Annotated in this window: 9 protein-coding genes; 5 read left to right on the top strand and 4 right to left on the bottom strand. The window is 47.8% G+C overall.

Translation table 11 applies throughout. The annotated features are described in order from the left end of the window. Positions 1–47: 47 nt before the first annotated feature. Together gpAD87_RS16405 and gpAD87_RS16400 are read right to left on the bottom strand one after the other, a co-directional pair. Positions 48–2,045, bottom strand: a complete 1,998-nt coding sequence (locus gpAD87_RS16405) for an LTA synthase family protein (protein ID WP_064639221.1) — start codon at positions 2,043–2,045, stop codon at positions 48–50. Between the two features lie 213 nt (positions 2,046–2,258). Next, positions 2,259–3,410 carry a THUMP domain-containing class I SAM-dependent RNA methyltransferase gene (locus gpAD87_RS16400; protein WP_063564896.1) on the bottom strand — a complete coding sequence of 384 codons (1,152 nt, stop codon included), beginning with the start codon at positions 3,408–3,410 and terminating at the stop codon, positions 2,259–2,261. A gap of 241 nt (positions 3,411–3,651) precedes the next feature. Between gpAD87_RS16400 and gpAD87_RS16395 the strand changes: the two genes are divergently transcribed. After that, positions 3,652–4,284: an O-methyltransferase gene (locus gpAD87_RS16395; RefSeq protein WP_064639220.1), complete on the top strand. Its 633-nt coding sequence runs from the start codon at positions 3,652–3,654 to the stop codon at positions 4,282–4,284. A 130-nt stretch (positions 4,285–4,414) separates the two neighbouring features. Here gpAD87_RS16395 and gpAD87_RS16390 read toward each other — a convergent pair whose 3' ends face one another. Next, complete coding sequence (locus gpAD87_RS16390; RefSeq protein ID WP_064639219.1) at positions 4,415–5,626, bottom strand: asparaginase; 1,212 nt, start codon at positions 5,624–5,626, stop codon at positions 4,415–4,417. Between the two features lie 507 nt (positions 5,627–6,133). On the opposite strand from gpAD87_RS16390, the gene gpAD87_RS16385 reads away from it, so the two are divergent. Next, the gene (locus gpAD87_RS16385) at positions 6,134–7,327 is read left to right on the top strand and encodes a cytochrome P450 (protein WP_064639218.1); all 1,194 of its coding nucleotides are present in this window, start codon (positions 6,134–6,136) and stop codon (positions 7,325–7,327) included. 131 nt (positions 7,328–7,458) lie between these two features. Here the strand turns inward: gpAD87_RS16385 and gpAD87_RS16380 are convergent, their stop codons facing one another. Next, on the bottom strand, positions 7,459–8,670 hold the full coding sequence (locus gpAD87_RS16380; protein ID WP_063564892.1) for an MFS transporter: 1,212 nt from the start codon (positions 8,668–8,670) through the stop codon (positions 7,459–7,461). A gap of 204 nt (positions 8,671–8,874) precedes the next feature. Here gpAD87_RS16380 and hemE point away from each other — a divergent pair, with 204 nt between their 5' ends. From hemE to hemY, 3 genes are read left to right on the top strand one after another with little or no spacing between them, the layout of a single operon-like run. Continuing rightward, positions 8,875–9,939, top strand: coding sequence for a uroporphyrinogen decarboxylase (gene hemE / locus gpAD87_RS16375; RefSeq protein ID WP_064639217.1), 1,065 nt, complete (start codon positions 8,875–8,877; stop codon positions 9,937–9,939). Continuing rightward, on the top strand, positions 9,932–10,882 hold the full coding sequence (gene hemH, locus gpAD87_RS16370) for a ferrochelatase (RefSeq protein WP_063564890.1): 951 nt from the start codon (positions 9,932–9,934) through the stop codon (positions 10,880–10,882). The genes hemE and hemH overlap by 8 nt, the downstream gene beginning before the upstream one ends. Continuing rightward, positions 10,882–12,306, top strand: coding sequence for a protoporphyrinogen oxidase (hemY, locus tag gpAD87_RS16365; RefSeq protein ID WP_063564889.1), 1,425 nt, complete (start codon positions 10,882–10,884; stop codon positions 12,304–12,306). The genes hemH and hemY overlap by 1 nt, the downstream gene beginning before the upstream one ends. Positions 12,307–12,454 lie beyond the last annotated feature (148 nt).

The following is a 12,454-nucleotide window of genomic DNA, read 5'->3' as shown; positions in this document are numbered from 1 at the left end:
TTTGAAAAATGAATTATACAGTTCCGTCAGCTACCGTTCCATATCTGTTAGGATTCGGACGCAGGCGCTTGCTCCTCGCGAAAACGCGAGATCAGGTCAAACGTATTAACCGTATCTGACACATGCAGTCGCTTTGTTGCTTCATCATGACCAGATCGGCAAGCATTAATATCCGTTTTGGTACCAGTAGACAGATCGTAACAGGAGCCGCTGTCATAGATGTAATCATCCGAAGGAATATAGAACAAGGAGCCATCTGTAAATGCACCACTGCGCAATACCACCATACGGGAGGAACCGTCGTACACATCGTTGCCCATGTGGTAGTAGGATTGATCTGAAATACCCAGCAGATGCAGTACTGAAGGTGTAACGTCCAGTTGTCCGGCAGGCTCGTCAATCGTTCCCGCTGCGGCTCCGTCAGGCAGATGCACCAGCAAAGGCACTTCGTTCATAATCTGCTCCATATCCAGATCAGTTAGTGAACGTCCGAGAAATTTCTCGTATTGTGGCTGTTCTTTGATGGAATTATCGTGATCCCCATAGAACATGAAGATCGTTTTGTCCCATAATCCCCGATTTTTCAGGTCTTCCACCATGTTGCCGAGCGCAGAATCCACGTAATGAACGGATTGCAGATAGTTGCCAAACATCGTTCCTTTGAATTCACCCACATCCAGCTGCTGTTTATCTTGGGGTAACGCGTATGGATGATGACTGCTGAGCGTAATGAGGAATGAGTAGAAGGGCTTTGTAACCTCACTGCTCATTTTTTCAACCGATTGGCGGAAAAAGGACTCATCCGACAGCGACCAGCCAAGCGGGTCATCCTGTTCAAAATCATTTTTACTGTAAAACTTGTCATACTTCATATTCTGATACATCGTATAACGATTCCAAAATCCGCTCTCATAGGCATGAAATACATTCGTACTATAACCATGATCCTTCAAGATAGAAGGCAGAGAATCATAACTGTGGTCTGCGTAACGGACAAACGCGGATCCAACCGACAGTGGATGCAATGAAATATTGGCCCCAAAGTCAGCATCCGATGTTCGCCCCTGACCTGTCTGGTGATAAAAGTGACTGTAGTACTGGCTTTCCTTCATCAGCTCGTTAAAATGAGGCGTAATTTCCTGTCCGCCAATGCTCTGACCAATCATGAAATTCATGAAGGCTTCACCTTGGACAATGATCACATTGCTGTCTTTGTACTTGCCAAACATCTCATCCTTCAGTGGATCAGCCTGCTGTCTGCTGGCGAAATAAGCTTCCGCCTGTTCGAGATCGGCAGGATCGACCTCCGGTCCAGAGCCGAGCTGGTCTTTGGCATAGTTGTACAGATCATAGCCATGAAAAGCAAGAAGTCCGGTAACATTGTACATGGATACGTTCCACCAGTTGTTATCGAACAACCCTTTTGCCCAGGTTTTACTATAAAAATATATCGGACCAACCGCGAGCCCCAGACCCAATACCAGAGCAATGCTGCCTGCGGTGAGTCGACGACGCACACTTGATTTGCCTGAATTTGACGAGTAGGAGTTCAACCCGTTCGAATATGCGCTGGAACGTCCACGACGGTTACGTTTGCTGAACAGCAGGATCGCTGCGTATGGGATAATCACCAGCCAATCGACGAAGAACCACAGATCACTGGCGTAAATAAGCGTAGCAATACTGTCTCCCAAAGCGTCAACCTGTCTGGCTTGCATCAGCACAGGGATTGTTAGGAAATCCTGAAAGTAGCGATAATAAACCATATCCGCATAGATCAGTGCAGTGAGCAGCAGATTGAGTATAACGAGTGATATAATCATGCCCCGGCGAGGCAGCCACCAGGTCCAGAAGGACAGAAGCAGCAGCGAACCGATGGCAATCACTTTGTCCAGAAGACCCATCGTAATGTTGTAAGCGTGCAGATTGTGGTGGAGCCACATTAATTTGAGCAGCATGAGTACAAGAAAAATAAGATATAACGTAAGTGGATGATTCAGAAGCCCACGCGGCGTAAGGCTGCGTGTTGGCTTAGTGACAAACATATATGTCTCCTCCCTGATGAATGGTTTTGTTAACGGAATGTAAAATAGGACTTTATCCATTATAGCGTGGTGTCATGGCTTTTCAACTATGCCCAGGGGAGAAAATCTTCATGCGGAAGCAATGTTAACAAGATCATCCATAAGTATCCCGAAATACATACAAAAAAACGCCCCAGCCGTGAACGGCAGGAGCGCTTGATCATTCCAATATTATTATTGTTGTGGTGTTTTATTACGTGGAGGCAGTGGGCCCAAATACTGATAATATTGGGTTTCAATGCGTCCATTGAACAACTTACGGCGCTTGTCTGCCTTGTGTCCAAAGTCTTCCTCGAAAGATTTGGTCGACGTGATGGCAAAAAAGGACCATGTCGGTAAATCGAGGTAACTGCGCCCTAAAGAACGTAGCAGCTTCTGCACTTCTTTCTCTTCACTCAAACGTTCACCATATGGAGGGTTGGTAATAATGACACCATATTCGCCCTGTGGTCTTGCGCGATGAGCGGGCAGGACGCTGACTTCAATATCTTTGGCGAAGCCGGCACTCTTGATTGCTGCCTGTGCTACTTCAATAGCTTCCGGATCGATGTCGCTGCCCGAAATTTGCAATGGAATATCGTCGCGAACCGCGTCAAATGCTTCTTCGCGCGCCTGTTCCCACAATTCTTCAGGAATGACAGCCCAGTTCTCGGAGTTGAAGGTCCGACGAAGTCCAGGTGCAATGTTCCAGCCGATCATGGCGGCTTCAATCAGCATGGTGCCTGAACCGCAACATGGATCATAGAATGGACGGGAAACATTCCAGCGGCTGAGCTGAATAAGTGCCGCAGCAAGCGTTTCTTTGAGTGGTGCTTCGGTTACGAGTTTACGATAACCCCGTTTATGCAGACCTGGTCCCGTCGTATCTAAAGTTAGCAGGGCGCGATCGTTCAGCAGAATGACCTCAATCACATAACGAGACCCATCCTCGGGGAACCACTCCGTGTCATAAGTCAGCTTCAGTTTCTCTACGATTGCTTTCTTCACGATCCCTTGTGATGCAGGCACACTGCTCAACTGAGATTTTTGGGAGCGACCTTCAACCGGAAATTCGCCATCGGCTGGAATCCATTCCTCCCAAGGTAATGCTTTGGTACCTTCAAATAATTCATCGAAAGTTGTCGCCGGGAATTCACCCATTTTGACCAACACCCGGTCGGAACTTCTCAGCCACAGATTACACCGGCAAATATCAATATAATCTCCAGTGAAGAAAACCCGGCCATTGTCGATCGTAACATCCTCATACCCCAGTTGCTTCAGTTCCCGGGCGACAACAGCCTCGAGTCCCATCGCCGAGGTCGCAATCAATTGCAATTGAGCCATGTGATTCATTTCAACTCCATTTCAAGCTGGGGAAGGAATATCCTTCTCTCAGCTGTATAGTGACGGTGCGGCCTTGCCGCTTTCCGTGAAAAAACTTACAATGAGAAATGCGGTGAGCTAATGCATTCATCTTTCGAGCCGATGCAGCAGTTCAACCGCCTGTGTTTGACAACAAACATTTATTATAGAACATTGGCATCCATATGGAAAGCAGTCCAAGTGTCCAAGGAGGATTTTAGCGGTGAATCTGACCCCTGACGAATATGTAAATCAATTATTTCAAGAGGATGATCTCTTGTTAAAGGTAAAAGAAGCCATCCGATCGAACGGCATGCCGGAAGTTTCGGTTGCAGCGGCTTATGGCCGTTTGCTCACTTTTCTAGCGAAGACATCGAAATCGGAGGCTGTACTCGAAATCGGCGTGCTGGGCGGATACAGCGGAATTTGTCTTGCTCGCGGTTTAAGTGACGGGGGGACCCTGACTTCGCTTGAACTAAAAGAGCAATACGCAGCGATGGCTCGTGGTCATCTGGAGGAAGCAGGCTTTGGGGATAAAGTCGAATATCGAATTGGCCCCGCAGCTGACAGTCTGGAGCAGCTGGCACAGGAAGGACGTACCTTCGATTTCTTCTTCATTGATGCAGACAAGGAGAATTATCCCGTATACCTCGATTACGCCATTAAGCTCGCGCGGCCCGGGGCGGTCATTGTGGGAGATAACTGTTTCCTGCGCGGCCGTACGCTGAATTCAGACAAGCAGGGTCCGGCTGTCCTCGCGGTTCGACGCTTCAACGAGCAGATGGCCAGTGACCCGCGCCTCGTAACGACGATGCTGCCGGATTATGATGGTCTGGCTCTGGCCTGGGTGAAGTAAGAAAAGATGCAGATCCGTTAAAACGGATGGAATGCGTATTCAATTCGAAAAGAAAGAGACGATAACACTCCTGAATCTCAGGGTATTATCGTCTCTTTTTGCTTATTGGAGTGAAGTGATGAGAGCCTTATTAAACTTCAGGCGTTCCGTAAGTCTCGAACCATTTTTGGATCGTGTCAAAATCGTCGCTAAAGGACAGGCCGAGCATCAACAAAATGCGTGCTTGCTGAGGACTGAGGTTGTCACCGGCTATAACGCCTTTCCCACCGCCATATACACTGCCTGAACCTGTCCGAGTGGTCGTTACGAAGATTACGCCATCCTCGACCGCTTTGGTACGTGCTTGTCCCATCGCTTTGGAGATACCGCCTGCTCCGGTACCGGACGTTACGATTCCCTTGGCGCCGCCCTTCACAAATCCTTCAATAGCTTCGCCGCCAGCTTCCTGATAGGAAATCGCAATTTCCACCTTGGCGAGATCTGCCTTCGTGATTTTGCTCAGGTCGAATGCCGGTTTCAATGTACCTTCAGGCTTCAAGGCACGTGCAGGAGCACGGTAAATTCGAATGTTTTCTTCATCAATATAACCTACTGCACCAAGCATCGGAGTTTCGAACGTGTCTGTTCGATAATCATTTGTTTTGGTCACGCCGCGTGCCAATTGAATGGTATCGTTCAACATTAGCACGGTCCCAAATGAAGTGGTGCGCCCGCTGCCTGCGAGCTTGATGGCGTTGTACAGATTGGCTTGTGCATCTGAGCCGATAACTGTCCAAGGGCGCATGGACCCTGTAATGATGACGGGTTTATCACTTTGTACGGTCATGTCAAGGAAGTAGGCGATTTCCTCCATGGTATCTGTACCGGTGGTAACTACAACGCTGTCATACTGAGCCAGAGCCTTGTCTACGGTTTGAGATAAGTCATAGAGATCAGCCATGGTATAAGAACCTGAACCTGAATTTCCGAATTGGAGTGTGCTAACATCTGCAATCTTCTGTTTGTCCGGTAAGGCGTCGACCATTTCTCCAATCGGGAGTGTGCCAGCTTTATAGTTCTGGAAGCTGGTTGCATCCTCGGATTGACCTGCAATCGTACCACCCGTTCCAATGACCAGAACATTAGGCAGAGCGGATTGTTTGAACGAATCTGATAGAGCAGGGATGGTCGTATTGCGAGCCGGAGTGGATGATGCGGCCTGAACCGCACTAGTTGTACCGCTCACTTCTACCGTAGCCGCCTGAGCCGCATAGGTCCCGATGGGGGACAGGGAAATGGTCAGAGCTGTCAAAGCGGCTGTGCTCCATACAGCCCAAGGACGAAGATTTGAAGTTTTTTTCATGAATAGCACTCTCCTTCAGGTTAGTTTCGTGTGATGTTTGTTGAGGATGATATGTATATGAATTCAAATTGATTGTATTTCATGTTAAATAATATGACAATTGTAGATATAGATAGAGTAATCGGTTACATTGATAGAAATGTAGAGTATATAGCGTATTTATGAGGTTTTATGGATAAATATGAGAAGGTAAAAAAGAGAATGAGGAATATGAAATCCTAATAAATATTTTTTCGTGTCATATTTTATTACATTTGAGTCTTTTGACCTGATAGATTTAGAAGGAAACTTTGGGGGAAGTGTTGCAGTATCGTCCATAGCTGAAGTGATCTTATCCAAAACGAATAGCGGGGGTATAAGTTAGCAAGTCTTGACGATTTTTGTAATACGTTCTAGGAAAAGAGGCTCAATTATTGCCAAATATTTGTATGCCCGTAGTGTTGAGTCTATAATATATGGTGATTTCAATATGTAAATAAATATATATTAATGATTGGAGGAGAAACGATGAACCGAGCACCCAGAAAGTATGCCAATTACATTCCGATCCGGGAGCTGGAGGCGGTGGAGCAGCAATTATTTCCCTTCCAGGTGTACGCTGAACTTCGTGACAATACTCCAGTCCGCTATGACAACCATCGAGAATGCTGGGATGTTTTCCGTTATGAAGATGTGCAATATGTGTTAAAAAATCCTAAACTGTTCTCTTCTGAACGTGATCGCGCAAATGCCAGCATGCTTACTACAGATCCGCCGAAGCACAAACAACTACGGGATCTGGTTAATCAGGCGTTCACACCTAGAGCGATCGAAGCGTTAGCTCCGCGTATTCAGGAAATCGCTGATGAATTATTAAGTCCGCATTTTTCAGAAGGCCGTATGCGTCTTATCGATGATCTTGCTACTCCACTTCCAGTTATCGTGATCGCCGAATTGATTGGAGTCCCTGCAACAGATCGCCAGAAGTTCAAAGACTGGTCTGATGCACTCGTGAAGGGTGCGCGTGATGACAGTGATGAAGCTTTCCAGGAATTGATGGAAGAAAAGAAACGGAACCAGCAGGAGCTGGCGAGCTACTTCACGGCCATTATGGAAGAAAGACGTCAGCGACCAGAGGATGATCTGATCTCTATACTGCTTGCTGCAGAGATTGAAGGGGAGAAGCTAACGGCAGAGGAAGTGGTCGGATTTTGCATCTTGTTACTTGCTGCCGGTAATGAAACCACGACCAATCTGATTACCAATGCCGTACGTATTCTGTCAGAGCAGCCTGAGCTTCAGCAGCAGCTGCGAGAGCACCCTGAAATTATCCCGACTGCGGTAGAAGAAACGTTGCGATATTATCCGCCAATTGTGGCTATTGGGCGTATTGCCAAAGAAAACGTAGAATTGAACGGACAAACAATTCAGGCGGGGGAACAGGTAATATCCTGGGTAGGATCGGCCAACCGGGATAGCGCTCAATTCGATCAGGCAGAGAAGTTTGTACCTGACCGCAAGCCGAACAGACATATGGGTTTTGGTTTTGGTATTCATTTCTGTCTCGGTGCGCCGCTTGCACGACTTGAGGCGAGGGTTGTACTTCAGACGATGCTTCGGCAAATGGAAGACATTCAGCTTGTGCCGGAAACCGTTCTGCAGCCGATTCAAAGTGCTTTTGTATTTGGCGTTAAAGAATACCCGATTCAATTCACAAGTTAAATTCACAAGCCATCTGACTCAATGAATCAATATTGAGGGTTGAACAAATGAATGCCAAAAGCCGCTTTCATGCCTAATAGGCGCTGAAAGCGGCTTTTTCTTAAGAAACAAATATGATGTGAATCCAAACGTCAGGATTCTCTGATCAGAGGGGGCTTTTTGTACAGCTTGAGTCTTACCCAAACCATGTTGAGCAGCAGCAGCCCACCAGAGACGATGAACAGTCCTTCGATGCCAATGAACCCGGCCATAAAGCCGCCGATTACGGCTCCAAGCATGTTACCGAGCGCGAGTGTACTCGTATTAAAGCTGAAGGCCCGACTAATCATGCTATCCGGCGTATAGGAGCGAATGAGCGCGTTGACACTCGGGAGCAGGCCACCCATGAACACACCCATCATGAAACGGACGATGATGAGCTGCCATACCGTCTGAACGAAAGCTTGAGGTATAAGCATGAGCCCTGTTCCTATAAGAGAGAACGTAAGTACTTTGTGTGAACCTACCCTGTCACTGAGCTTCCCGAGAATCGGGGACATGGCCATGTTGGATAGTCCCGTGACTGCACCGACAAGCCCTGCCCAGAAGGCGACGTTGACATCCGAACCGTGTAACTTCTGTACATACAGCGGCAAGAGTGACATCGGGCTGATCATGGCAAATTGCAACAGGAATGTTACAGCGAATAGCGCAGGTAACTGGGGAGACTTGTTCAGTTCCTTCAGACCGGACAATACGGATTGTTCCGGCAGTTTGGCCGCTTCCTTGCGGTCAAACTTCTCTCTGACCAGGAACATGGCGAGCATCGAAGCTGCGAAGATTAGTCCGCCAGTAATATAGAAGATGGGGCGGAAGCCCACTGCATCAGCAAGCAAACCGCCGATCAGCGGACCCAGAATCGTACCGGCCACTTGGCCAGACTGGCTGATACCCATCGCGAAACCCATGCGATCCTTCGGCGTTGTACCCGAGATCAGCGCAACTGCTGCCGGGTTGAAGCCGGAGATCGTACCGTTGAGCAGTCGTAATAAAAGGAGCTGCCACGGGTTCTGTGCAAAACCCATCAAGGCGATAACAATCGCCATCCCGAATCCGGAACGCAGCAACATAATTTTTCGGCCGTACTTGTCAGATAATTTGCCCCACAAGGGCTGGAACAAAAATGAGGTGAGGAAGTTGGCAGCAAATATAAATCCCGCCCATATGCCAATTTCATGCTCACCAACCACGCCAAGATCCCTGGCGAGATAAAGGGACAAAAACGGGGTGATCATGGTCATGCCCGAGTTGACCAGGAATTGTCCAAACCAAAGCACAATGAGGTTTACTTTCCACGTTTTCAAAGTGCTTTCACTTCCTTTCCGATCGTTTCTGCAACGTTTCAAAAAAACACGATTCTTTCATTATAACATAATTTGCATATGGATGAGGGGATGTAAGGAATGTCATAGTATTGTCATCGGAACAGATCGACACGTGGTTGTTACCGCTCTTTAAAAAGGGCATAATGTTATTTATGAGTCCAAAAACTATTGGAGGCTTCTTACATGAGCTATAATGATCGTCTGATTCAGGCCAGCTTCAAACAGCAGGTGGACCGTGTTCCCGTGTGGTACATGCGTCAGGCTGGGCGTTATGATCCCGAATATCGCAAGATTAAGGAAAAGTATTCTTTGCTCGAAATTTGCCGTCAACCTGAGCTAGCAGCTGAAGTTACACTCATGCCGGTACGTAAACTCGGTGTGGATGCGGCTATTTTGTATTCCGATATTATGAATCCGGTTGCTTCCCTCGGTATAGATTTCGATATTGTTAAAAATATTGGACCTGTTATAGACAATCCAATCCGCACGGCGGCAGATGTGGATCGTTTGCGTCCTATTGATGTTGAAGGAGATCTGTCTCATATTCTGGAGACGATTCGAATTCTGGACAAGGAACTGGATGTACCCCTGATTACGTTTGCCGGTGCTCCTTTTACCATTGCCAGCTATTTGATTGAAGGCCGACCTTCCAAAGGGTACATACGGACCAAAACGATGATGTACAGTGAACCGGAAGTGTGGCATAAATTAATGCAAAAACTGGGCGATATGGTGATTACATATGTCCGTGCACACATTGCGAACGGCGGTAAGGCATTCCAACTGTTCGACAGCTGGGTAGGCGCGCTTTCGCCAAACGACTTTAGAACGTATGTGTTGCCGACGATTACTCGTATCTTTACCGAATTATCTGATTTGAATGTACCGAAAATTTACTTTCCGGGTGTGGCTTCTGGTGAATTGCTGCCAACCCTGCATGATCTGCAAGCCGATGTGATTGGGCTGGACTGGAGAGTATCAATCGCCGAGGGACGTAAACGACTGGGCGGAAAATTTGCTGTGCAAGGTAACTTGGACCCTTATGTGCTGACTGCACCGATGGATCTGATCAAGCAGCATGCCAAATTGATTATTGACGAAGGTATCAAGGAGCCGGGGTATATTTTCAATCTGGGGCACGGACTATTTCCTGAAGCATCTTTGGATAAATTAAGAGAACTCACGGCGTATATTCATGAATATTCCGCTGAAGCATTGAAGACTGGGGTGACGGTTACTAATGACTAATACGGTAGGTGTACTGGTGATGTCGTATGGCACACCTGAGAATATGGAAAGTATTGAAGCATATTACACACATATCCGGAGAGGACGTCCGCCTGAACCGGAACAACTGAAAGAATTGACCGACCGTTATGAAGCGATCGTTGGGGGTGTATTCCCACTTCGAGAAAACACGGATAATCAGGTGAAGGCCCTCCAGGAGACGTTAAACAAGGATGACCGTTCCAATGAGGTTGAATTCCGTTGTTATCAAGGGTTGAAGCATGCGTATCCGTTCATTGAGGATGGCGTGGAACAGATGGCTAAGGATGGAATTCAGACTGCAATAGGCATCGTACTGGCACCACATTTCTCCACGATGAGTGTAGGGAGCTACATCAAGCGTGCTCGTGAGAAAGCGGAAGAACTGGGTATCCAAATGTCATTCATTGAGAGTTATCATCTGCATCCGAAATTGATTCAGGCTCTCTCCACACGTGTTAGCGCCAAATTGGATGCTTTCGAGGAAGCGGGAGCCAAACGCGGGGATGTGCGAGTGCTGTTCAGTGCACACAGTCTGCCTGCACGAATTGTAGATATCGGTGATCCATATCCACAGCAACTGCTGGAGACTTCGGAAGTCATTGCTTCCCGTTTAGGAATTACCAACTGGCAGTTCACGTGGCAAAGTGCCGGGCGGACGGCGGAGCCGTGGCTGGGCCCTGATATTCTGGACACACTTCAGGATCTTGCTCGTGAACAGGTGGAAGATGTGCTTGTAGCACCGATTGGATTCGTATCGGACCATCTGGAAGTGCTCTATGATCTTGATATTGAAGCTAAAGCGATTGCCAAAGAGATCGACATGCGCCTTATGCGTATCGATTCTCTCAATAGTGACCCACTTTACATGGAAACGTTAAGTGACGTCATTATTAGCAAGTGGCAGCAAGGAACGGATGAGTAATGGAAGACCATAAACGTCGTGTCGTTGTTGTCGGCGGAGGTCTGACCGGCCTAAGCGCGGCATTTTATATTCGGAAGCATTACCGGGAAGCAGGGGTTGAACCTGTCATCACCTTGGTTGAGAAGAGCTCTTCCATGGGTGGCATGATTGAAACGCTGCACCGGGATGGGTTCGTCATTGAGAAGGGACCAGATTCTTTCCTTGCCCGCAAAACCGCGATGATTGATTTGGCTAAAGAGCTGGAAATTGACCATGAACTGGTCAGCCAAAATCCGGAATCCAAAAAAACGTACATCATGCAGCGTGGCAAGCTGCATCCTATGCCGGCAGGACTCATTCTCGGTATTCCGACGGAGTTGAGACCTTTTCTGAGAAGTGGTCTTGTATCTCCGGCAGGCAAGCTGCGCGCATTAATGGATTTTGTCATCCCTCCCCGTCGTACAACAGAGGATGAATCGCTTGGTTATATGATTGAGCGCCGCCTTGGAGCGGAAGTGCTGGAAAACCTGACTGAACCGTTGCTCGCAGGCATCTATGCAGGTGATATGCGGCGATTGAGTCTTCAGGCAACCTTTCCGCAATTCGGTGAAGTGGAGCGGGATTATGGTAGTTTGATCCGAGGAATGATGACGGGCCGCAAACCGACAGAGACCCATACGGGAACGAAGAAAAGTGCTTTTCTGAACTTCCGTCAGGGCTTGCAGAGCCTGGTTCATGCGCTTGTACATGAGTTGCAGGACGTGGATCAACGGCTGAACACTTCCGTGAAATCTCTGGAGGTTCAGACTGGAGATGCGGCCAAGTATAGCATTCAACTGGATAACGGAGAACGTCTTGAAGCAGATGATGTAGTCATTACCGTGCCTACGTATGTTGCATCTGAACTGCTGCAACCACATGTGGATACAGCGGCTCTGGATGCAATCAATTACGTATCGGTAGCGAATGTGGTGCTGGCTTTTGAGAAAAAGGATATCGAACATGTATTTGATGGGTCTGGTTTCCTCGTTCCGCGTAAGGAAGGTCGAAATATTACAGCATGTACTTGGACATCAACCAAGTGGCTGCACACCAGCCCAGATGACAAAGTACTGCTTCGTTGTTATGTTGGCCGTTCGGGAGACGAACAGAATGTGGAGCTCCCGGATGATGCACTGACGGATCTGGTACTCAAGGACTTGCGTGAAACAATGGGCGTTGAGGCCGTTCCGATCTTCTCGGAAATTACTCGGCTCCGCAAATCCATGCCACAGTATCCGGTAGGTCATCTGCAGCAGATTGCAGCACTGCGCGAACAACTTGGCAGCAAATTGCCGGGGGTATACATTGCCGGCGCTGGTTATGAAGGGGTAGGCTTGCCTGACTGTATCAAACAGGCGAAGGAAATGTCAGTTCAAGCTACGCAATTGATTGCTGCAAAGTAATTAACGTATTTGGCTGTCTCGAACGTAGATTTTTTTCTACAGGGAGACGGCCTTTTTTGCACCATAAAGCGAAAAGGGGAGAGGTCGGAACTCTTTCAATATTTGCAGTTCCAAGGAATGATGGAAATCCAGAATATGCCTGATATAA

Source organism: Paenibacillus sp. AD87, from assembly GCF_001659845.1.
Lineage (GTDB): Bacteria > Bacillota > Bacilli > Paenibacillales > Paenibacillaceae > Paenibacillus > Paenibacillus marchantiae.
The sequence above is the reverse complement of the archived record's forward strand: the minus strand, read 5'-3'. Positions and strand labels throughout refer to the sequence as shown.